The sequence below is a fragment of the Synergistaceae bacterium DZ-S4 genome (genome assembly GCA_025943965.1).
Classification (GTDB): domain Bacteria; phylum Synergistota; class Synergistia; order Synergistales; family Synergistaceae; genus Caenicola; species Caenicola nitritireducens.
Genome location: JAPCWD010000006.1, coordinates 77,443 through 98,117, shown reverse-complemented (window position 1 = coordinate 98,117; position 20,675 = coordinate 77,443). Strand labels below are relative to the sequence as shown.

The 20,675-nt window shown below is 53.0% G+C and carries 21 protein-coding genes, 1 tRNA gene and 1 pseudogene; 13 read left to right on the top strand and 10 right to left on the bottom strand.

All coding sequences use genetic code 11. From position 1 onward, the window contains the following. Nucleotides 1-166: 166 nt before the first annotated feature. Both gyrB and OLM33_05395 read right to left on the bottom strand, forming a co-directional pair. Nucleotides 167-2,074 carry a DNA topoisomerase (ATP-hydrolyzing) subunit B gene (gene gyrB, locus OLM33_05400; protein ID MCW1713107.1) on the bottom strand — a complete coding sequence of 636 codons (1,908 nt, stop codon included), beginning with the start codon at nucleotides 2,072-2,074 and terminating at the stop codon, nucleotides 167-169. Nucleotides 2,075-2,104: 30 nt separating this feature from the next. Further along, nucleotides 2,105-2,299: a hypothetical protein gene (locus tag OLM33_05395; GenBank protein ID MCW1713106.1), complete on the bottom strand. Its 195-nt coding sequence runs from the start codon at nucleotides 2,297-2,299 to the stop codon at nucleotides 2,105-2,107. A 100-nt stretch (nucleotides 2,300-2,399) separates the two neighbouring features. On the opposite strand from OLM33_05395, the gene OLM33_05390 reads away from it, so the two are divergent. Beyond that, on the top strand, nucleotides 2,400-3,602 hold the full coding sequence (locus OLM33_05390; GenBank protein MCW1713105.1) for a hypothetical protein: 1,203 nt from the start codon (nucleotides 2,400-2,402) through the stop codon (nucleotides 3,600-3,602). On the opposite strand, the gene OLM33_05385 is transcribed toward OLM33_05390, so the two are convergent. Continuing rightward, nucleotides 3,575-3,826, bottom strand: coding sequence for a hypothetical protein (locus tag OLM33_05385; protein MCW1713104.1), 252 nt, complete (start codon nucleotides 3,824-3,826; stop codon nucleotides 3,575-3,577). The two genes, OLM33_05390 and OLM33_05385, sit on opposite strands and share 28 nt — an antisense overlap. A gap of 148 nt (nucleotides 3,827-3,974) precedes the next feature. On the opposite strand from OLM33_05385, the gene OLM33_05380 reads away from it, so the two are divergent. From OLM33_05380 to OLM33_05350, 7 genes are all read left to right on the top strand, one after another. Beyond that, entirely contained in the window at nucleotides 3,975-4,724 is a 750-nt protein-coding gene (locus OLM33_05380; protein MCW1713103.1) for a GntR family transcriptional regulator, read from the top strand. Further along, nucleotides 4,708-5,856, top strand: a complete 1,149-nt coding sequence (locus OLM33_05375; GenBank protein MCW1713102.1) for a DegT/DnrJ/EryC1/StrS family aminotransferase — start codon at nucleotides 4,708-4,710, stop codon at nucleotides 5,854-5,856. Before OLM33_05380 ends, OLM33_05375 begins: the two co-directional genes overlap by 17 nt. Nucleotides 5,857-5,905: 49 nt before the next feature. Then, complete coding sequence (locus tag OLM33_05370) at nucleotides 5,906-6,595, top strand: zinc metallopeptidase (protein ID MCW1713101.1); 690 nt, start codon at nucleotides 5,906-5,908, stop codon at nucleotides 6,593-6,595. Nucleotides 6,596-6,706: 111 nt separating this feature from the next. Further along, nucleotides 6,707-8,026: an RNA methyltransferase gene (locus tag OLM33_05365; protein ID MCW1713100.1), complete on the top strand. Its 1,320-nt coding sequence runs from the start codon at nucleotides 6,707-6,709 to the stop codon at nucleotides 8,024-8,026. A 19-nt stretch (nucleotides 8,027-8,045) separates the two neighbouring features. Then, nucleotides 8,046-9,200: a PASTA domain-containing protein gene (locus OLM33_05360; GenBank protein MCW1713099.1), complete on the top strand. Its 1,155-nt coding sequence runs from the start codon at nucleotides 8,046-8,048 to the stop codon at nucleotides 9,198-9,200. Then, the gene (gene rpe / locus OLM33_05355) at nucleotides 9,179-9,892 is read left to right on the top strand and encodes a ribulose-phosphate 3-epimerase (protein MCW1713098.1); all 714 of its coding nucleotides are present in this window, start codon (nucleotides 9,179-9,181) and stop codon (nucleotides 9,890-9,892) included. Before OLM33_05360 ends, rpe begins: the two co-directional genes overlap by 22 nt. Continuing rightward, entirely contained in the window at nucleotides 9,885-10,832 is a 948-nt protein-coding gene (locus OLM33_05350) for a DUF4115 domain-containing protein (GenBank protein MCW1713097.1), read from the top strand. Before rpe ends, OLM33_05350 begins: the two co-directional genes overlap by 8 nt. Before the next feature lie 96 nt (nucleotides 10,833-10,928). On the opposite strand, the gene OLM33_05345 is transcribed toward OLM33_05350, so the two are convergent. The 3 genes from OLM33_05345 to OLM33_05335 all read right to left on the bottom strand — a co-directional run bounded on the left by OLM33_05345 (nucleotide 10,929) and on the right by OLM33_05335 (nucleotide 13,784). Continuing rightward, nucleotides 10,929-11,279, bottom strand: a complete 351-nt coding sequence (locus OLM33_05345; GenBank protein MCW1713096.1) for a hypothetical protein — start codon at nucleotides 11,277-11,279, stop codon at nucleotides 10,929-10,931. Nucleotides 11,280-11,401: 122 nt separating this feature from the next. Further along, on the bottom strand, nucleotides 11,402-11,605 hold the full coding sequence (locus OLM33_05340; protein ID MCW1713095.1) for a heavy-metal-associated domain-containing protein: 204 nt from the start codon (nucleotides 11,603-11,605) through the stop codon (nucleotides 11,402-11,404). A 16-nt stretch (nucleotides 11,606-11,621) separates the two neighbouring features. Next, nucleotides 11,622-13,784, bottom strand: a complete 2,163-nt coding sequence (locus OLM33_05335; protein MCW1713094.1) for a cation-translocating P-type ATPase — start codon at nucleotides 13,782-13,784, stop codon at nucleotides 11,622-11,624. 72 nt (nucleotides 13,785-13,856) lie between these two features. On the opposite strand from OLM33_05335, the gene OLM33_05330 reads away from it, so the two are divergent. The 5 genes from OLM33_05330 to OLM33_05310 all read left to right on the top strand — a co-directional run bounded on the left by OLM33_05330 (nucleotide 13,857) and on the right by OLM33_05310 (nucleotide 17,836). Beyond that, nucleotides 13,857-13,944: transfer RNA gene (locus OLM33_05330), tRNA-Ser, on the top strand. A gap of 164 nt (nucleotides 13,945-14,108) precedes the next feature. Next, complete coding sequence (locus OLM33_05325; protein ID MCW1713093.1) at nucleotides 14,109-14,468, top strand: hypothetical protein; 360 nt, start codon at nucleotides 14,109-14,111, stop codon at nucleotides 14,466-14,468. A 189-nt stretch (nucleotides 14,469-14,657) separates the two neighbouring features. Continuing rightward, the gene (gene kdsB, locus OLM33_05320; protein ID MCW1713092.1) at nucleotides 14,658-15,380 is read left to right on the top strand and encodes a 3-deoxy-manno-octulosonate cytidylyltransferase; all 723 of its coding nucleotides are present in this window, start codon (nucleotides 14,658-14,660) and stop codon (nucleotides 15,378-15,380) included. Between the two features lie 121 nt (nucleotides 15,381-15,501). Beyond that, complete coding sequence (locus OLM33_05315; protein MCW1713091.1) at nucleotides 15,502-16,617, top strand: iron-containing alcohol dehydrogenase; 1,116 nt, start codon at nucleotides 15,502-15,504, stop codon at nucleotides 16,615-16,617. Between the two features lie 40 nt (nucleotides 16,618-16,657). Next, nucleotides 16,658-17,836 (top strand): DegT/DnrJ/EryC1/StrS family aminotransferase, encoded by a 1,179-nt coding sequence (locus OLM33_05310; protein ID MCW1713090.1) that lies wholly within the window; start codon nucleotides 16,658-16,660, stop codon nucleotides 17,834-17,836. 65 nt (nucleotides 17,837-17,901) lie between these two features. On the opposite strand, the gene OLM33_05305 is transcribed toward OLM33_05310, so the two are convergent. The 4 genes and pseudogenes from OLM33_05305 to OLM33_05290 form a co-directional block, all read right to left on the bottom strand. Then, nucleotides 17,902-19,077, bottom strand: coding sequence for an aminotransferase class I/II-fold pyridoxal phosphate-dependent enzyme (locus OLM33_05305; protein MCW1713089.1), 1,176 nt, complete (start codon nucleotides 19,075-19,077; stop codon nucleotides 17,902-17,904). Beyond that, a complete protein-coding gene (locus tag OLM33_05300; protein MCW1713088.1) occupies nucleotides 19,074-19,568 on the bottom strand; it encodes an Lrp/AsnC family transcriptional regulator in 495 nt (164 codons plus the stop codon). The genes OLM33_05305 and OLM33_05300 overlap by 4 nt, the downstream gene beginning before the upstream one ends. A 206-nt stretch (nucleotides 19,569-19,774) precedes the next feature. Next, nucleotides 19,775-20,203, bottom strand: a complete 429-nt coding sequence (locus OLM33_05295; protein MCW1713087.1) for a TOBE domain-containing protein — start codon at nucleotides 20,201-20,203, stop codon at nucleotides 19,775-19,777. A gap of 132 nt (nucleotides 20,204-20,335) precedes the next feature. Beyond that, nucleotides 20,336-20,656, bottom strand: a pseudogene (locus tag OLM33_05290) (Spx/MgsR family RNA polymerase-binding regulatory protein). Nucleotides 20,657-20,675: the final 19 nt, after the last annotated feature.

Here is a 20,675-nt window from a genome sequence, read left to right as displayed (position 1 = left end):
GTTGCCCCCAAATATATGGTGCCTCACATCAGAGAACAATTATAGCTTATTATGTTGCCTGGATGATAACGTTTGATGCCTGATAAAAGGGCGCAGAAATCAAATTTCTGCGCCCGGCCCCGTCTTTCGGAGATCATTACCTGTTTCGGAGTTCTCATATTCAAGATTAAACGTCAAGATTGCGGACTTCGCGCCCGTAGGTCTCGATGAACTTCCTTCGCGGTTCCACGTTGTCTCCCATGAGGATGCCGAAAAGTTCGTCTGCCTCGACCGCATCCTGGACCTCCACCCTGTTGACTATGCGGTTCTCCGGGTTCATGGTGGTTTCCCACAGCTGTTCGGCGTTCATTTCACCAAGCCCCTTGTAACGCTGCACTTCGATCTTCTTGCCTGCCGCCGCGGCCTGGATATCCTTCATCTCCTTCTCCGAGAAGCAGTAGGTGACCTCCTTGCCGGCCTGTACTCTGTAAAGCGGCGGCTGCGCCACGTACAGATACCCCCTCTCTATTATCTGGGGCATGTACCTGAAGAATAGGGTGAGCAGCAGGGTGCGTATATGCGCGCCGTCTACGTCTGCGTCTGCCATTATGAATATTTTGTGGTAACGTAGCTTGTCTTCGTTGAAATCGTCTCCCACCCCGGCCCCCAGTGCGAGGATGATGTTCCTGATGGTCTCGCTTCCCAGGATCTTCTCCAGGCGCGCCTTTTCGACGTTGAGGATCTTTCCCCTCAGCGGCAGGATGGCCTGGAACTCGCGGTTCCTGCCCTGCTTGGCGCTGCCTCCGGCGCTGTCGCCCTCAACTATGTAGAGCTCGCAGTCGGCAGCGTTCCTGTTGGAGCAGTCAGCAAGCTTGCCCGGAAGGGTGAGGCCGTTCATCACAGATTTCCTTCTCACAAGGTCTTTGGCCTTCTTTGCGGCCTCCCTTGCCTGCCTCGCTCTCAGAGCGCTCTCGACTATCGGCTTGAGGATCTCGGGCCTCTCTTCGAGGACCTCCTTGAGGCCTTCGTATACGAGAGAATCCACTATGCCCTTGACGTCGCCGTTCCCCAGCTTCGTCTTTGTCTGTCCCTCGAACTGAGGCTCCATGACCTTGACTGATATAACTGCGGTGAGTCCTTCCTTGAGGTCGTCCCCCGAGAGGTTGGTGTCCTTTTCCCTGAGTATTTTAAGCTTCCTCGCCTCGTCGTTTACCGCCCTTGTCAGAGCTGTCCTGAAACCGGCGACATGGGTGCCGCCCTCGATGGTATTGATAAGGTTGACGAAGCCGTAGAGCCTCTCAAGATAGGAGTCATTGTACTGTATCGCTACCTCGAGTTCGGTCTTTTCCTTTTCGCCGGTAATGATTATCGGATCCTTGAAGAGGACCTCTTTGCCCTTATTGAGATATTCAACGAACGTTGATATCCCCCCCGGATAGTTATAGGTGCGTTCCTGGGGTTTCTCCGGCCTTTTGTCTGCGAAATTTATAGTTATGTGGGAGTTAAGGAAGGCAAGCTCGCGAAGCCTTGATTTGAGGATGTCGGCCTGGAACTCGATCGAGGTGAATATCTGCGTATCGGGCATGAAGCGGACCCTTGTCCCCCTCATGTCGGTCTCCCCGGTCACGCACAGCGAAGTTGCGGGAATGCCTCTTTCGTAGCGCTGGTTATGTTCCTTGCCCTCTCTCCATATAGTCAGCTCAAGCCATTCGGAGAGCGCGTTTACAACGGAGACTCCGACGCCGTGAAGTCCGCCCGAGACCTGGTATGCGCTCTTGTCGAACTTTCCGCCCGCGTGCAGGACGGTCATGACGACCTCAGCGGCCGACTTGCCGGACTCATGTTCTTCCGTCGGTATGCCGCGCCCGTTGTCGACGACGGTGATGCTCCCGTCTTCATTAATGGTCACGTTTATCGTGTCGCAGTACCCCGCAAGCGATTCGTCGATAGAGTTGTCTACCACCTCGTAAACCAGGTGGTGCAGACCCCTCGGCCCCTGGTCTCCGATGTACATGCCCGGACGTTTCCTTACTGCTTCAAGGCCCTCGAGCACATGTATATCCTTTGCTGAATATTCGGAATTCCCGTTCAGCATCGAGTTGTTTGGTATGCACATATTATCCATTTATTTAATGAACTCCTTCCGTCGATCGCCTTTTTCCGGGAGATCAAGCTGTCTTTTTTTGAGTGTGGCAGGGTTAAAGCCCGTTCTGATCACAGATCCGTCTCTTTTGAGTATCGCCGTGCCTTTGTCTGTCTTGTACATGGCAATGACGTTGGCAAGGCATATAATGTTTTCGCCCTCAAGAGGAATAAACAACGACAGGTCCCCAATCTGTAATTTTTAACCTTATAATTATACCATCTCATTGCCCAATGTTCCTCAGCGACATTGAATGCAGAAAGAGTGGCAACAGAATATGGACGAACTTTTTATACTTACCAATTCTCCGGGAGAAGTATCCGGATGGGTCAGGCCTGTAGTGTCTGAACTGACTTTGCTGGGTTTTGCGGCGAAGATCTCTTTGGTCGTTCTGCCCTGCCAGTACGCGAGCGGCATGGAGGCCGAGTACGGAAAAGAGATAGTCGGGGCAAGGTCCGTCTTTACTTTCAAAGAGCTGTGGGGTCGGGCGGCTGCTGTTAAGGAGACAAAAAGGCTTGTCCTCCAGCTTGGTGGGGACCCTTTCTTCGGGGCGCTGCTTTCCGCAAAGATGAGATGCGCATGGATGATATACACTGCAAGGCCAAGATGGAAGTCGCGTGTGGACCATTATTTTGTTCCCGATGCCGCGGCTGAGGACAGGTTCATGCTGCAGGGCGTCAGGAGCGACAGGGTAACAAGGGTGGGCAACCTTATCTTCGACAGCGCGCCGGAATGTCAAGACCCCGATGAAGCCAGAGCCATCATGGGACTCAGGGAGGGGGAGGAAGCTGTATCCTTCCTGGCCGGCAGCAGGCCTTTCGAGTACCGTGACGGCTTCGCATTCTTCTCATGCGCGGCAATGGAGTTCCTCAGGAAACATCCTAATTACCATGCCTTTTTGCCCGTGGCACCGACCGTTGACGAAAGACTGCTGATCGAGGGTCTCGATAAAGCAGGACTTCAATGGGAAGGGCTGTCGGCTGCGGAGGAGATATTATGGGACGGGCCGGGGAGGATAAGGTTTATCCGGGGGAGCAATTTTGAGGCTATAAAGGCCTCAAGACTGGCTGTCGCATTCCCGGGCACGAACAACATGCAGATAACATCGCTCTGTGTGCCGCTGCTTACAGTCATACCGCTAAATAATGCTGAGGATATCCCGCTCGACGGGATCCCGGGCATGATCCCAATGTCGATCCCCGGCGCGCGCCAACTAAAGAAAAAACTGGTCTACTGGTACAGCGGAAGGCTCAAGTATGCTTCTCTTCCGAACAGGATCGCGGGCAGAGAGATAGTTCCCGAGCACAGAGGAGTCATGACTCCGTCAATGATAGCGGGGCTTGTTGAAGAGCTTGTCAACGATCCGGAAAGGCTCAGCATGATAGTAAGGGGATATTCCGATATATCTCCGGAACGGGGGGCCGCGTCAAGGATAGCAGCGAAGGTCAGTGACTACTTTTCGCAGTCATCGTCAGGCTGAGGACTTTCAGATACGCCGGCAGCTTTTCCGGCCCCCTTGTCCTCCCTTTCGATGTCGTCCAGGTAAGTCCTCCATATTTTCAATGCCATAAAGCCTGAGAGAGCGCCTCCTATAAGACCGGCAGCGATCACAAGAGGCTTGCCCTCTCCGAACATGTAGCTGCCCAGACCGCCCAGCGCATATCCGAAGGCGATAATCGTCCCGAATGAAAGAAAAAGTACCAATAGTCGTTTTCGCATGGGATAATTCTATTCATAAAACAAGTTATGTCAAACTGTCAAACTTGCCATCGGATGAATATGTGTTATCATGAGACGTTGTCGAACTGCGGAATTGACCTCGCTCAAATGCAGAGGCCCAGGGGGAAAATCATTGATACGTCATTCAAGCTACTATAACACTTCGTCAGATTTCGTATATCTTGAGCTGCGGGCAAGGATCGTTAACAAACAGCTCAAACCAGGGGAGAGACTTCCCGAGGTCAGGATCTCAAAGGAAATGGGAGTTAGCCGGACCCCTGTCAGAGAGGCCCTGAGAAGGCTCGCAAGCGAAGGCCTTGTAAGGGTGATCCCGAACAGCGGGGCAAGGGTCACAGCTCCAAGCGCGGCAGAGGTAGAGGGAGCTTACAGTGTTAGGGAACATCTTGAAGCTTTAAGCGTAAGTCTTGCGTGCAAAAACGGCATCGACAGCCGTACCGTAGAGCGGTTTGAAGATGTGCTCAGAGATGAGGAGTCCGCTTTCATTGCGAGGGACCTGGAGGCATCTCTGGAGGCAAACAATAATTTTCACAGGCTCATAGCAGACGCAAGCAAAAACATAGTCCTTATCGAATACGTTGAAAACATAATCCTTCGGACGAACGTATACATCCTTTTCTACGATCCGTTCACAGAGGAAAAAAATTACAGCAGCGAAGAACACAGGAAAATACTGGCATCGATCATATCAGGAGACGGCGATCTGGCGGGAAAGCTTATGAAGGATCACCTCCACCATTCCCATGCCGTTCTTGAGAAACCGCATGACAGAAGGAACATGCTGGCTGACCTGAACGGCCTTGCCAGGCAGAATAAGGAATTTTCAACAAACAGGGAGGAATCCGATCATGGCAGCACAAAATAAAATACCGTCCTTCGACCTTACGAGAAACTATGACAGGGTGAGGGAAGAGGTAAGGGTAGCCCTGGACAGGGTGCTTGAGACACAGCACTTCATTTTGGGACCTGAAGTCGAATGTCTGGAAAAGGAGATAGCCGCCTACCTTGAAGTGGAAAGCGCAGTCGGATGTGCCTCCGGCACTGATGCACTGGTTCTCGCGCTTATGTCCCTCGATCTTAAGGAGGGCGACGAGGTGATCACCACGCCCTTCACATTCTTCGCCACGGCGAGCTGCATTACAAGAAACGGAGCCAGACCTGTCTTTGCAGATGTGGATCCCGATACCTACAACCTGGACATGGGCTCGGTCATGGACAAGGTCACGCCCAGGACAAAAGCTGTCCTCCCGGTACACCTTTTCGGCCAGATGTGCAGGCTTGAGCTCATAAGGGACGAACTGAAGGAGAGAGGTATCGTACTGGTTGAGGACTGCGCACAGGCGATCGGTGCCCATCGGATGATAGAAAAGAAGATATGCAGGGCCGGGTCGGTCGGAGATCTTGGATGTTTTTCCTTCTTCCCGACGAAAAATCTTGGCTGCTACGGAGACGGCGGAATGGTCTCCATCCCGGGCAGCAAAGTGATCTCAGACCGAATCAGAAGTCTGAGGGTGCACGGTTCCGGAAAGACGTATTTCCACGACGAAGTAGGCATCAACAGCCGTCTTGACGCGCTGCAGGCAGCCATTCTCAGGGTCAGGCTGCGCCATCTGGAAGAATGGAACGAGGAGCGCCGCATCGTGGCTGAGAGGTACATGCTCCTCTTCAGGGAGAAGGGCCTTCTTGGAAACATAACTCCCCCTGCCGAAGACGATGGCAACAGGCACGTATATCACCAGTATGTCATAAAGGCCGAGAGAAGAGACGAACTCCAGGCATACCTTGAGGAACGCGGAGTCGTAACCAGGGTCTACTATCCGCTTCCCCTCCACCTCCAGCACTGCTTCTCAGACCTTGGGTACAAAGAAGGGGATTTCCCTGTTTCAGAAAAACTTGCCGGTTCAGTGCTGGCGCTTCCGATCTTCCCGGAACTGCTCCCCGAAGAGCAGGAAAGAACAGTGGAGGAGATTGCGGGATTTTACGGAAGACACAGTTAGTCTGACTAATATAGACTAACAAGGTCTATCACAACGGAGGTGTTGTAAAATGATGTTTCCATATCTTGATCCTACAATAGTGCTTCTGATACCTGCGGTGCTCTTTTCCCTCTGGGCACAGTTCAAGGTCAAGGGCGCCTTTTCAAGATACAGCGAGGTAAGGGCATCAAGCGGCGTTACTGCGGACCAGGTGTCGAGGGAATTGCTCGACAGATTTGGGCTGGGCAATGTCCGCGTCGAAAGGATACAGGGACATCTGACCGACCACTATGACCCAAGAAGCAAGGTGCTCCGTCTCTCTGACGCCGTTGCAGGCAATTCCAGCATAGCCGCGATAGGAGTTGCCGCGCACGAGGTCGGACATGCGATCCAGGATAAGGAAGGCTATGCCTTCCTTCGTTTCAGGAATTCTATAGTTCCGGCGGTCAACATCGGTTCAACGATGTCGATGCCCCTTTTCTTCATAGGACTGATAATGGGTTCCGCCCCCCTGCTGAACATAGGAATACTTCTCTTCTGCGGGGTGCTGGTTTTCCATCTGGTAACGCTTCCCGTAGAGTTCGATGCAAGCGCAAGGGCACTCAAGCTCCTTTCCGAGACGGGCCTCCTCAAGGGCAGCGAAGTGGGCGGTGCTAAAGCTGTCCTCGACGCGGCCGCCCTCACTTATGTCGCAGCGCTCGTTATGACGGTCCTCCAGCTGATAAGGCTGCTCGCTCTCAGAGGAATGCGCAGAGACTAGGAAAATAGTGTAAAATGTTGGGAGGTGGCATACTGGCTGCCTCCTTTTTTGTTACATTTTTAAGCGTTCCATGAAACAGCGGGTCCCCGCGCATAGAGGTGATCAAGCCTGATGAGAGGCATTGAAGCAGCGCTCAGGGTCTATGGCGAAGTAAACGAAGGCGCATTCGCCGCCGAAGCGCTAAGGAAGTTATACACGGATATTGCTCCTTCCGATAGGGTCCTTGCTGCGACCCTGGTCTACTGTTCACTGAGAAGACAGGGTCTCTGGAAGCATCTGCTCATGAAATACTGCAGGCGGAACACAAAAGAAATGTCTGTCCTCACCCATGATGCACTTATCGTAGGAATAGCAGGGATAGTCGAGCTCAGATACTTCGCCCTTCCCGTCCTTATCAACGGTCTTGTTCAGGCAATAAAATCAAACGGCGAGGACCGCGACATTGGCCTTGTAAACGCAGTCCTGCACACCGTCGCGGACGAAGCAAAGCCATATCTCGCCGAACTGAAGAAGAGCAGCGCACTCAGGGACCAGGCACTCTACTGGGGTATCCCCGGCTGGGCTGCGGCCCAATGGTCCAAGGACATGTCCATCCCTGAAGCAAAACGCCTGGTGAGGGGCAGCGGAATGAGGACATATCTCTCCCTGAGGCTTTCAAGGGGCGTAGACAGGGATGAGTGGCTCACTCAATACAGGGCTTCAGGCAAAAAGGCATGGGCTTCCCCGTTACTTGACAGGTCAGTCCGGACGCCTGCAAACCCGTATCCGCTTGACATTCCCGGTTTTTCGGAGGGAAGGGCGACACCCCAGAGCGAATCTTCGATGTTTGTCGCCGAGGCATTCTCCAGGCGGTGGAAGGGAGAACCTTTGCTGGACATGTGCTGCGGACGGGGGATCAAGACAGGCCAGCTCGCGGACATGGTCCCGGAAGCGGAGATCGAGGCCTGGGACATATCAGAGGGCAGGATCAGGGCTGCGGAATACGAAATGATAAGGATGCGGATCCGGGACAGGGTGAAGTTTCGCTGCGGCGATTCCCTCAGCCTCGTTCCCTCAACGGAACCCAAAGCCATACTGCTTGACGCGCCTTGTACAGGAAGCGGCACATGGGGAAGACATCCCGAGAGCAAATGGAGGATAACCCCCGAAATGGTAACGGAAGCGGCGGATCTGCAGAGGAAACTTCTCGAGAGGGCAGTCTCGTTGGTCGCTCCCGGAGGTGTCGTGGCGTACAGTACCTGCAGCATGTTCAGGGAAGAGAATGAGAAGGTCGTTGCTGCGGTCATGGCCCGGCACCCTGAACTGACTGAGGCGCCTGTTGAAAGAAGCCATAAGCTTATGTCCAAAGGCAAACCATATGGGACCGTCATATGGCCCGGTCTTCCGTGGATCGACGGTTTCTATCTGGCGCTGCTTGTGAAGCGCAAATAGAGGGGAAGGGGAACTTCTTATGGGTAAAGTGCATCGCTGGGGCATGGCAGTCGCCTTTGTCGTTATAATAGCCAGTGCCTATTTTGGTATAAGGACGGTCTTTGTAGAAGATAAGAGCGCTACTGTGCCGAACATGGCAGGAATGCAGCTGGTAGATGCCGTTGAGGCCCTCCAGAAGGAAGGCCTCCTCGCCAAAGTCGATCAGGTCGATTCTCCGGAAAGGGCCGATACGGTGATCTCGCAGAACCTTCCGGCAGGCGAGAAGGTATCTAAAGGTAAAGTGGTCATTGTAAGGGTGAGCAAGGGAGGCTCGATACTCCCGGTCCCTGACGTGAGAGGCCTGAAATTTGAAGAGGGCGTGAAGAGGCTCAGCGAAGCAGGCTTCAAGGTCGACAAGATCATAAGGGTGACGGACAAGCTGAAACCCGCTGGATCCATAATAGCCCAGAATCCTGCGGCACCGCAGCAGGTGGCTGCGAACTGCATGGTAAACCTCCTCGTAAGCGCAGGCGGGACGGGCGGCGGAGCATTTGTTAACGTGCCGGATCTTAAGGGTCAGGGCATAGATGTCGTAACACAGGTACTCGAACAGATAGGTCTTTTGGTCGGAAGCAGTACAGAGACTCCCTCGGCGGAGGTGCCTGCAGGTACAGTGCTGAGAACGAATCCGAGGAATGGAGCCAACGTTCCGGCAGGATCCCAGATAAACCTGGTAATAGCAAGGCCGCCCAAGCCGGGAGAGGCGTCACCCGAAACGCCTCCTGCCGACGATCAGGATCCGCAGAGGGCAGCCGCTGTGAGGACCGTAGTTATCAAGAACACGGAACCTTCGGATATCCCTACGAAGCTCCCGGATAAACCTGCTGCGGACTCTTCGAAGGAGCCCAAAAAAGAGGAAACCAAGGCCGAGCCTGAACCTGTAAAGGCTCCCCAGCCTGAAAAACCGATCCCTGCAGCTCCTCAGAAGACGGCCAAGCTGAGATATCAGGTACCTCCTCTCACGAAGCCTCTTTCACTTAAAATAGAGCTTACTGACGATACCGGTACTAAGGTGATAAGAGACGCTATGGCCAACGGAAGCGAATATATCTCAATGAATGTGCCTTTCACCGGACAGGCCACGGTTACCATCTATCTGGGAGGTGATTTCGTATGGCAGGATCGTTTCAACTGATAAAAAAAATGGAAGGCAGGAGCGTGATAATCTCGCCCTCCCTTCTCTCCGCAGATGTCCTGAACATGGAGAGGGACATTGATAAGATAGGAAAAGAGGCCGAGTGGCTCCACCTTGACATAATGGACGGACATTTTGTCCCGAACCTTTCATACGGGCCCTCGCTTTTGAAAGCACTGAGAAAGAGGTATCCTTACAAGTTCATAGATGTTCACATCATGGTCGAACCACCCGAGGCATTTACCACCATGTTTCTTGCAGAAAAACCTTCGGTCCTGACTGTCCATGCCGAGGCTACCCCTCACATACACAGGGTCCTGCAGAGCATAAGGAACGAAGGTGTCCCATGCGGTGTCTCAATAAATCCCGGTACTCCCGCAGAGCTCCTCTGGCCCATACTCCACATGACGGACCTTGTACTGATCATGTCGGTCGATCCGGGATACGGCGGACAGTCATTCATACCGGAGACTCTGAATAAAGTCTCTGCGCTGGCGGAATGGCGCAGGGCCAACGGTGGAGAATACCTTATCCAGATGGATGGCGGGATAGGACCTGACAACACGGAACTGGCCGTCAGGCACGGCTGTGATGTCCTGGTCGCGGGCAGCGCCATCTTCGGCAGTCCTGACCCGGCTGCGGTGATCAGGGAGATGCGCGTGAACGCTGAAAGGGGGCGGCAGGTTGGATAAAAAAGAGACTGTCATCAGCGAAGAACAGAAAATAAGAACGCAGATAAAGGAGTTGGGAGCCCGTCTAAAAAGCATCAGGGAAGCCCAGGAACTTTCGATCTCGGACATCTCCAACACAACAAAGATACAGAAACACTACCTTGCCGCCATTGAAGAAGGCGATCTGGATCGTCTGCCCAAGGGCCCCTATGTGAGGAGTTTCATCAGACAGTATTGTGATCACATCAGCGCTCAGGATATATGGAAGAGCTACGATACGATAACAAAAAAACAGAAGGCTGCGTCACCCGCTGTTTCTGCAGAAGAAGCGACGAATTACATCGATTCCCCGAAAATATTCAGGCCGAGATCATTTTTATGGCTCTATCTTCTGATCACTCTCTCTCTTGGTGCGGCCGGATGGATAACCTGGCAGTACAGGGGAGACATCACCGGTTCCGCCACCAGTCCTATAGACGGAGGCACTACTGGCACAGTCAGGGAACAGGCTCCTGAGCCCGCCTCCTCGCCCGTCTCGGCAGATGTGGCCGTTCAGCCCGTTTCGGCTGACAACACAAGCGGCGATCAGCAGGTAGACCTTTCCTGGATGGACGGCAAGCAGCCGCAGCCCGCAGGCGGTGCGGCTGCAGGTGCAGGGAATGCGGCACAGAAGCCGGCTGGACTGCAGAGTGAACGTCCGAGATCCGTTAAGGTCACAGCAGAAAAAGCATACGTCTGGACTAAGATCAGCCAGGGAAACAAGGTCCTCTACGAGGGCACCCTGAAGCCCGGCGAGTACAGGGAATTCGAGACAGGAAAAGATCTGCCTGTAAGGGTAAGGATCGGTAAGCCGGGCAGCGCCTCCGTTGAGTGGGAGGGAAAGAGGATATTCCCTGCCGCCCCGGGAGAAAAGCCTGCCACAAAGTTCTTCTGGCCTGACGGCAGGATCACAGACAGCTGATCTTACCGACTCAGATCATGAAAGGCAAAAGAAGGGGCCTCCCTTTCCCGGGGAGGCTTCCCTCTTTTTTCTTGCGTCCTTAATTAAATGTGTCCGTTAAGGGATGGTTATCTCTGATTCGACAGAACCCATTATATTGCAGACCAGCTGTACCCTGACAGGCGACCCGGGTTTCAGCCCCTTAAGCATTACGCTGTCGCTGAACGTCCCCGCATCTCCCTGCCTGTCGTACTGCTTTAGCAGCAGCTGTTTGTTGCCTTCAAACACAGTGAGGGTGAGGATGTAATGTTTCTGCGGATCGTTGACGCTGTGCTCAGCTGTAACGGTCAGGGTCTCCGAGGCCTTGTCCCAGGAAATGGCGGGGCTTTTCGGGGGGTGCGCGAAGACTTGTCCTGCCGAAAGCAGCATAATGAGAGCTGTTATGGCTAAAATCGATGTCTTTTTCATTCTGATTCCCCCTTATCTGAAATGATTCTATCATATTGCTCGTGTTGTTTAAGGTATTTTCACTTAATTTGCCATATCCTGCTTAACGCTGCAAAAGAGGATCCAGGTGCAGCAAAAAAATGTCAGCTCTTTATCTGTGCATCGTACCCCGCATCATCTATAGCGTTGATCAGTTCTTCTTCTGAAACGTCCGCTTCGGCGACAACTATCTTAGTCTCAAGGTCAAGTGAGGTCACGTTTCCTCCAAGCGATGCCACAGCTTCACGGATCCGTTTCTCACAGTGGCCGCACATCATATCCGGTATCAAGAGCGTAAATTTTTTCATTATTGTCTCCTCCTTTTTATTTCTCCGCCGAACCTGAGATGCGGAGCGAGTTCAGAATAACTGTTATTGAGCTTGCAGCCATGGCAAGCTCAGCGGCCAGGGGGTGCAAAAGGCCAAGCATCGCAAGCGGTATAGCTATTATGTTGTAAAAAAATGCGCCGAAAAGGTTCTGGCGAATGACCTGCCAGGTCTTATCAGATATTTTAACAGCAGATACTATCTTTGAGATGCCGCCCTTCAGGATCACTATATCCGCGCTGTCGACCGCGAGGTCCATGCCTCCGCCCATAGCCACTCCGACATGGGCTCCCTTGAGTGCCGCAGCGTCGTTTATCCCGTCTCCGGCCATCAGGACCTTTTTGCCCCTGCTCTGGGTCTCCCTGACTATCGAGAGCTTGTCCTCGGGACGGACCTCCCATCTTACGTTTTCTATTCCTGCCTGCCCCGCTATTTCGAGGGCTGCCTCCATGCCGTCGCCAGTTGCCATCATGGTCGTTATCCCAAGCCTTGCAAGCTCTGAGACGGCCTCTTTTGAGTCATTCCTTATCGGGTCGGATATTGCAAAAAAGCCTATAGGATCTCCGTTTTTCCTGACTTCGACGATAGTCCTGGCAAGTGCCGACTTCGCGGTCCATCTCGACCTGTTCAGGGGCCTTCCTACGAACCACTTGTTATCACCCCACCTTCCGGTGACACCCTCACCCGGCACTTCTTCTGCGCTTTCAGGTTTTTCGCACTCCCGGGCGCCTAGCCTGCTTACTACAGCTTTGGCCACAGGGTGACCGGAATTTGACTCAAGGGCGCAGACAAAGGGAATGGCATCTTCTGCAAGCTCCCACTCAAGGACCTCGGGTTCACCCATAGTAAGTGTACCGGTCTTGTCGAGGATCGCATGATCGACTTCATGCAGTGTCTGTATTGCCTCGGCATTCCTTATCAGAAGGCCGTTTTTCGAGGCCTCGCCCGTACTGACTACAAGTGCAAGCGGAGTCGCCAGTCCAAGTGCACAGGGACATGCTATGACCAGGGTCGCAACGAACGAATATGCGGCCGCCGATACCGGCGAACCGAATGCGGTAGGCCAGGGAAGATATGCAGCCAGAGGCGCGACATAAAGTGAAAGGCTCTCAAAAAAGAAGTACCAGACGAGTGCGCTGATCACGGCAAGTGAAATAACGGCAGGGACAAACTTTAGCGTCATCCTGTCGGCAAGATCCTGAAGGGGCACCTTGCTCCCCTGTGCTTCCCTTACGAGGTCGAGCATCTTTGAGAGGAAAGTGTCCTCGCCGACCTTTGTCGTCCTTATCAGCAGCACTCCCGAAAGGTTCATCGCCCCCCCTGTGACGTCTGAGCCGGTGTCCTTCGCAACGGGCTGGGACTCCCCTGTCAGGAGGGATTCGTCAACGCCCGAGAGTCCATCCACGACTACACCGTCGAGGGGGATCCTCTCGCCGGGGTTGACCTGGATCATCGTCTCCGGTTTTACGGCTTCTATAGGTACCATCAGAGTATTTCCGTCCGAGACCACTCTGGCCTCGCGCGGCTGCAGGGTCATGAGTGCCTTGACCTGTTTTGCGGCCCTGTCCCGCAGATGGGATTCGATATACCTTCCGGTCAGGTGCAGCATCAGGATCATCACGCCGATAGTCCCGAAGGAGGGTATGTCGAGTCCTGCCAGGTTCATCAGAGCCGTGACCCATGATGCGACGGCACTTATGGCGATCAGGGTGTCCATGTTTGTGTGGGCGTGCGCCAGAGCTATCCATGCGCCGCGGAGGGTCTTTCGGCCGCCCCAGAATATAGCGATGCTACCTGCGACGGCTTCCATCATCCCGTACCAGTGGTAGTGTATGCCCATCACCATGTGCATGAACATCAGCACCGACATCGGGATGCCTATGAGAAGGATGAAGAAGAGGTCCTTCCTTGCCTCGCGGTACTTTATGTCGTCTATGTCCGCAGGTGCCTCTTTCAGTATTTTGTAGCCGCTTTTTTCAACAGCAGCTTCAAGGATCTCAAATGTTACGGAGTCGTCAGCAGCTACAAAGACGCTCTCCGTTGCCAGGTTGACGGATGCATAGGTCACTCCCTCTACCTTTGAGAGCGCCCTTTCAACTATTTTTGAGCATGTTGTGCAGGTCATGCCTGTGACCCGAAAAGACATTTTGTTCTCTGACATGGCTTTCCTCCGAAAAATAATTCATTTAGACTTGCCTGAAATCAAAAGGCCGCTATAATATTAACGTTGTCCGGAGAGCTGTCCGAGTGGTCTATGGTGACTGACTTGAAATCAGTTGGGTGTCACAGCCCCAGGGGTTCGAATCCTCTGCTCTCCGCCAGGCTTTATCCGGGGCGGCTTCCCAACTGGGAGGCCGCCTTTAGATTTTAATGATACGACACTCTTACATGGTGATACAGGTTTTTTTGCTGATATAAACCATTGGTAAGAGGACCGATATGATAAAATTTATGCATCAGAAAAGAAAGCGGGGTAGTCCTGATTGTGAAAAAGATAGCCATGTCGATGATCATGATATTGATCTTTGCAATGCCCGCCTTTGCGGTATTCAGCTCCAAGGGGCAGATCCCGAACGGGGCTCCTGTCGAATACAGGGGGCTGAAGGTCACATCTGACGGAGTAAACATCACCCTGGTGAACAAAGGGGAGGGGCCTGTCAGATTTTCCGCCGCCTGCAGCTTTATTGGGGAGGACAGGAAGGAGATAGGGGACATGTTCATCGAGGAGACCGAGATCGGTCCCGGTGAGGACATACAGTTCAAAGGACTATATCTCAAGGGCGACCTCAAGCTCGCGAGGAAAGCGGCCTCCCTGAGGTGGACCATATACAAGCTTGAGCAGTAAAATGCGCTGATTATTTTACCTGAGACAGTTTTCCCGGACCGCTTCATGCGGTCCTTTTTGTTCACAAAAAATATTTGACAATTTAAAAAAAGAGGATTATTCTTGGCCTCTAACCAAAAAATGACAGCTGAGAAAGCCGAGATATTCGGCCATACACTGCATAAGCTGTCTGAGAAGGAGGTTAGAGGGATGAAGACCCTTGCAGTGATACCCGCACGATACGCCAGCACCAGGCTTCCCGGCAAACCACTGATCCCTGTCGGAGGGATCCCGCTTGTCATAAGAGTCCTTGACAATGTCCGCAAATGCAGAAAGGTAGACCGTGTGATCGTCGCCGCCGATGACGAGCGCATAGCTGAAGTCGTCCTCCGTGAGGGCGGCGAGGTGATGATGACCCCGGCCGAACTTCCTAGCGGGGGCGACCGTGTCGCATGGGCGGCGGAAAGGACACCTTCCGATTATGTAATAAACGTCCAGGTCGACGATCCCCTTGTGGGAAGCGACATGATAGACCCCCTTGTGGAAGCTCTTGATTCCGACAATGATGTTTCCCTGGCCCTCCTTGCAAAAAAGATAGAGTGCAGGGAGGAGATCGACTCTCCCGACATAGTCAAAATGGTCTTCGACACGAAGGGAAGGGCCCTCTATTTCAGCCGCTCGCCTATCCCGTATCCGCGTACCAGGCAGGGTATATGGTATAAGCACATAGGCCCTTATGCATGGCGGCGCTCTTTCCTTCTCGATTTTTCAAAGTGGGAACAGACCCCCCTCGAAAAGAGAGAGAGCCTCGAGATGCTCAGGGTCCTCGAGAGAGGCCACTCGATCAGATGCATCATGACCGAGAGGGACACAATAGAGATCGACACCCCGAACGACCTTACCAGGATAGGGAAATACCTCTCAGAGCCCTGAACCTCCCGGACATTCCGCATAAAAATTTCGAAAAGCGGAAGTCTTTTGGACCCTTCCATGAGCAGGTGTGCAGGTGCCTCATGCGGAAGGGCGGGAAGGTTTTAAGGAGGGACTTGTACATATGAAAATACCCGCTGATATGGACAGTTTTATAAATGCCGCTCCGTGGTGGAGCACTGAATTCGAGACTGAGGTGGTCTGTACTAAAGAAGGTGTTGATGATTTGCTGGAAAGGGCCCGGAGAGAGTCTAGGCATCCCTTTTATGTGCTGGACAGCTCGCTTCGGGGACAGAAGGCCTTCTCTGTTCTTTTTGAGGGATCTCCGGTCATGATCTTCGACGCCACCTCATCCGAACCAAAAACAGAGGATGTCGACTTCCTGACCGGGATGATCAGGTCGGATCCGGAGGGCTCGGATCTCATAGTTGCGGCAGGAGGCGGATCTGTGATGGACCTGGCCAAGGCGGCCGCTCTCTGTACGGCAAACCCCGGCCCCTCGTCACGATACCAGGGTTACGGCATGGAAATGAAAAGGGGGCTTGAAACGTGGGTCCTTCCCACGCTTAGCGGCACCGGAGCGGAGATCACACCCATAGCCGTACTCAGGGGTCCGGAAAAGAAGCTTGGCATAAACAACAGGTTCGCCGCTCCCTCTGTTGCCTTCATCGACCCGCAGCTTTCGTCCGGAGCAAAAAAATTCAACAGGTTCTACACTCTCATGGACTGCTACTACCACCACTACGAGATCACAAAAAGCAGGACCTGTTCGGCAGAGGCGCTCGCGGATGCTTCGCAGGGAGTGATCCTGGCGAAGGAGGCCCTCTCCCGCAGGCTCGAAGGATATGAAACTGAAACTGCGATAATGGCTGCGATGGCGTCAGTACTGGGCGGAAGCAGCAGTATAGGGGGAAGGGTCGGGGCTGCACATGCCCTTTCGTACGGACTCAGCAACTCTTCTCTCACACTGCCTCACAGCGTTGCCGTAACGATATCCATGCTCGCCCTGGAGGAGATATATCCTGACGGCTATGCGGAGACCCTCAGATTCCTTGAGCTGAACGGAATGGAGATTCCAAAGGCATCAGACTACGGGATCCGAGAAAAAGATATCCCAAAGATGACGAAAACCGCACTTGGAATGGAAAAGCTCTGGGAGAGCTGTTTCGGGACAGGCCTAAATAAAGAGGTTTTGTCAGGATCCATTGCAGACAAATACAGAAAAATATCAGAAGCATAAAGGACATGCAGCAGTCTGACATGAAATAGGAGGGATGAGCATGGCAGGGACAGAGCTTTTCGGAGCAGAGGAGATAAGGGCGGTTACAGATGTCGTAGAGAGGAAAATGATCCACAGATACGGATCTCACTCTGTCAGGAAGGGCATCTATCGTGTCGAAGAATTTGAAAACAAGGCAAAATGGATCACCGGATCAAAGCATGCGCTGGCCGTAGCAAACGGAACGGCAGCGCTGACAGTCGCGCTGAAGGGTCTGGGGATCGGGCCGGGAGACGAGGTCATAACCTCTCCCTTCACCTTCATAGCTACGATAGAGGCGATAGTCGCATGCGGAGCAGTCCCGGTCCTCGGGGAGATAGACAGCACACTGGGACTTGATCCGCGGTCCGCCGAAAAGCTGATCACGGAAAGGACCGGAGCGCTGATGCCCGTACACATGTTCGGGGCTGCGGCCGATATGGACGCATTCATGGAGATAAGCAGGATATACGGCATACCTGTAATCGAAGACGCCTGTGAGGTCGTCGGGGGGACTTACAAAGGAAGGTTTCTTGGATCGATAGGAAAATGCGGGACCTGGAGCTTCGATCCGAACAAGACCCTGACCGTCGGAGAGGGTGGGATCGTCTTTACGGATGATGAGGACCTCTGGTTCATGATGGATTGCTACCACGACCACGGCCACATCCACAGCAAGGAGCACGACCGCGGACAGGAGGGAAAGTTCGGGCTCGGGGTCAATTACAGACTAAGCGAACTTCAGGGAGCACTGGGATCGGTCGCGCTTGACAAGATGGACGCTGCTCTAAGCAGGATGAGGGCGACAAAGAAAAGGATACTGGATGCCGTAAAAGATACGGGCATAAAGGAGAGGCCCATGCATGATGATGAGGGTGACACCGCATCCCACCTCATATTCATGCTCCCCTCGACTGAAGCCGCTCTGTGCTTTAGGAGCGCCGCCGCACAAGCCGGGACACAATTCAGCATAATATCGGAAAACACCTGGCACTTCGCCAAACATTGGAAGGCGCTGGAAGATATGGGGGAAAAAGATATCTTCGGGATAAGGGCGCCCTCCTACGCACCCGAGACGATGGAAGGTACGGATGCGATCTTAAGCAGAGCTGTCATGGCGGGGCTGAATATCAACATGAGCGGCGAAGAGGTCGAGCGGATCGTCAGCTCGGTCAGGTATGGTGCGAAAACAGCACTTTGACTGTGAGAACATGCCGGAACAAGGATAAAAAAGAGCCGCAGACCACGCTGCGGCTCTCATGATTTTTAGGAACGATGTTTTCCCCGGAGTTCCTGGACGAAACGGCTGAGCCTTTTCATAGCCTCTTTGAGTGTATCGACCGAATAAGCGTAGGATATCCTGACATGTCTGTCACCGCACTCACCGAAGGCAGACCCGGGCACGACAGCTACGTTCTCCGCCTTCAGCAGGGCCGTGCAGAACTCCTCCGAGTTCATGCCGAACTCGGAAATGTCCGGGAAGACGTAGAAGGCCCCGTAGGGCTCGAAGCATGGCAGTCCCATCTCCCTGAAGGTCTCCATCAGGAATCGTCTCCTCTGGTCGTATGACTCCTTCATCATTTCAATGTCTTTGTCCCCGTCGCGCAGAGCTGAAACAGCCGCATACTGGCTGATAGTAGGGGCAGACATTATCGCGAACTGATGGATCTTGAGCATGTATTCCATGATGCGGGCCGGGGCCAGTGCATATCCCAGACGCCAGCCGGTCATGGCGTAGGCCTTTGAAAAACCGTTGATCAGTATGGTCCTCTCCTGCATTCCCGGCATATTGGCAATGCTGACATGGCGGTCTTTGTAGGAAAGCTCGCTGTATATCTCGTCCGTTATCACCATGATGTCATGTCTGCGTACGACGTCGGCTATCTTCTCAAGGTCTGCCCTCTCCATTATCGCCCCGGTCGGGTTGCTCGGGTATGAAATAAGGAGCGCCTTTGTTTTTTCTGTGATCGCGCTTTCAAGCTTCTCCGGCGTAAGGCGGAATTCGGTCTCTGCGCTCAGCTCTATTGGTACGGGGACTCCGTCCGAGAGCAGTATACAGGGCTGGTAGGAGACGAAGCAGGGTTCGGGGTAGACGATCTCGTCCCCCGGGTCGATAAGTGTTCTGAGTGCGATGTCTATAGCTTCGCTGCCGCCTATCGTCACAACAACCTCGTTTTTGCTGTTGTAATCGAGGCCGTACTTCCTCTTTATGTTTTTGCATATCTCTTCCCGCAGCTCGGGAAGCCCGGAGTTTGAGGTGTAAAAGGTCCGGCCCTTTTGGAGTGCGTAGATGCCCTCCTCCCTTATGTGCCAGGGGGTATCGAAGTCAGGCTCGCCGACACCGAGGGATATCACGTCGGGTATCTCGTTGGCTATGTCGAATAGCCTGCGTATGCCCGAAGGCTTTATCATTTTGATCCTGGAGGAGATAAAGTCCCTCATGGGGTGACTACCATCCTCATGTCTTTGCGGGGTTCAATGAAGGGTGTCCCATGGTCCTTATATCTCACGAGCACTATGTGGGTGGCGGTGCTCTGTACCTCATCTATCACCGCGAGCTTCGATGATACGAAAGCCGCGATCTCCTTCATGGTCGTCCTCTTCAGTATCACGGTAAAGTCATATCCGCCTGACATGAGGTAGAGGGATTCCACCTCAGGGTACTGGTAGATCTTCTCCGCTATCTTGTCAAAGCCCATGCCCCTTTGGGGAGTCACCTTCAGTTCTATAAGGGCAGATATTTTGTCGTCATCGGTCTTGTCCCAGTTGATGAAGGCATGGTATCCGCAGATTATGCCCTCCTTCTCCATGGCCCTGATCTCCGAAGCTGTTTCTTCCGCATCCAGGCCGAGCATGGCTGCTATTTCGCCGGCATTCAGCCTGGCATCCTTCTCGATTATCCCAAGTATCTTTTTCCTGATCTCACTTTCCATCTCCCGGCCCTCCTGATCCTTATTTCAGTGCGCCTGTTCAGCACTTTCCTGTTTTTGGGTGAAAATGTAATTTTCATGCCTGAAGGGGGATCAGTCAAGGGCTTTTAGTGCTTACCCACCCGGACGTCAATAAAAAAATACGGGGCGGATGCCCCGTATTTTTTGGCTTTATAATTATCTGAGCTGTTAAAGGTTGCTAATTTAAGTTATTCAGCGACTCCCACTATGATATGCGGTGCCTTTATCAGCGCGGTGACCTTTTTGCCGGGGACGAGCCCGAGCCTCTTCTCACTTTCGCATGTAACGATCGCGACAAGCTCCTCACCGCCGTCAAGCGTGACAACGACCTCGCTGTTTACTGATCCGGCCTTGACTTCCTTTACCTTGCCGCAGAGCTGGTTGCGGGCTGAGAGCCTGATGCCCTCAAGATCCGCTGCCAGGATCACCCAGGAGGCCTTAACAAGAGCTATTACCGCTGTTCCCTCTTTTAGCCCCAACGCAGTTGTGCTTGTCTCGGTGATTATCGAGGTAAGCTTGGTCCCTCCGGGAAGTTGGATGACTATTTCGTCGTTGACTGCACCCTTTTTTATCGATTTTACCGTACCTTTAAACTGATTGCGTGAACTTGTAAGCATTTGCATGTACCTCCTTTTTTATAAACTTTCCAAAATATCTTTTTTGTGTTTGTTTTAAAATCTTAACACGATGTTTTGTTGGTTTCCATCGGCATTATTGCGGAAAAACTTTAGTTTTGATATTTGTCTGAGTTATTTGTTTTTCTTCAAAAGCTTCTCTTCCCATTCTCCCTCTTTGAAGCCTGTAATGACAAAGTCACTCCCTACCAGGAGGGGTCTTTTGACTAGCATGCCGTCTTTAGCGAGAAGTTTTATCTGCTCATCTTCGCTCATGTCCGGAAGTTTTTCGCTCAGTTCCAGGCTTCTGTAGATCTGGCCGCTTGTGTTGAAGAATTTTTTCAGCTCGGCTCCGCTCATTTTGTGCCATTTTTTGATTTCCTCTGCTGTGGGATTGTCCAGCTTTATGTCCCTCTCCGAGTATCCGATCTTGTTTTTGTCAAGCCATGCACGGGCTTTTTTGCAGGTCCCTCAG

Coding starts and splice junctions, on each gene's coding strand:
- gyrB (MCW1713107.1), bottom strand. CDS start 2,074: ATGCTGAACGGGAATTCCGAATATTCAGCAAAGGATATACATGTGCTC.
- OLM33_05390 (MCW1713105.1), top strand. CDS start 2,400: ATGGACGAACTTTTTATACTTACCAATTCTCCGGGAGAAGTATCCGGA.
- OLM33_05375 (MCW1713102.1), top strand. CDS start 4,708: ATGGCAGCACAAAATAAAATACCGTCCTTCGACCTTACGAGAAACTAT.
- OLM33_05370 (MCW1713101.1), top strand. CDS start 5,906: ATGATGTTTCCATATCTTGATCCTACAATAGTGCTTCTGATACCTGCG.
- OLM33_05365 (MCW1713100.1), top strand. CDS start 6,707: ATGAGAGGCATTGAAGCAGCGCTCAGGGTCTATGGCGAAGTAAACGAA.
- OLM33_05360 (MCW1713099.1), top strand. CDS start 8,046: ATGGGTAAAGTGCATCGCTGGGGCATGGCAGTCGCCTTTGTCGTTATA.
- rpe (MCW1713098.1), top strand. CDS start 9,179: ATGGCAGGATCGTTTCAACTGATAAAAAAAATGGAAGGCAGGAGCGTG.
- OLM33_05345 (MCW1713096.1), bottom strand. CDS start 11,279: ATGAAAAAGACATCGATTTTAGCCATAACAGCTCTCATTATGCTGCTT.
- OLM33_05340 (MCW1713095.1), bottom strand. CDS start 11,605: ATGAAAAAATTTACGCTCTTGATACCGGATATGATGTGCGGCCACTGT.
- OLM33_05335 (MCW1713094.1), bottom strand. CDS start 13,784: ATGTCAGAGAACAAAATGTCTTTTCGGGTCACAGGCATGACCTGCACA.
- kdsB (MCW1713092.1), top strand. CDS start 14,658: ATGAAGACCCTTGCAGTGATACCCGCACGATACGCCAGCACCAGGCTT.
- OLM33_05315 (MCW1713091.1), top strand. CDS start 15,502: ATGAAAATACCCGCTGATATGGACAGTTTTATAAATGCCGCTCCGTGG.
- OLM33_05310 (MCW1713090.1), top strand. CDS start 16,658: ATGGCAGGGACAGAGCTTTTCGGAGCAGAGGAGATAAGGGCGGTTACA.
- OLM33_05305 (MCW1713089.1), bottom strand. CDS start 19,077: ATGAGGGACTTTATCTCCTCCAGGATCAAAATGATAAAGCCTTCGGGC.
- OLM33_05300 (MCW1713088.1), bottom strand. CDS start 19,568: ATGGAAAGTGAGATCAGGAAAAAGATACTTGGGATAATCGAGAAGGAT.
- OLM33_05295 (MCW1713087.1), bottom strand. CDS start 20,203: ATGCTTACAAGTTCACGCAATCAGTTTAAAGGTACGGTAAAATCGATA.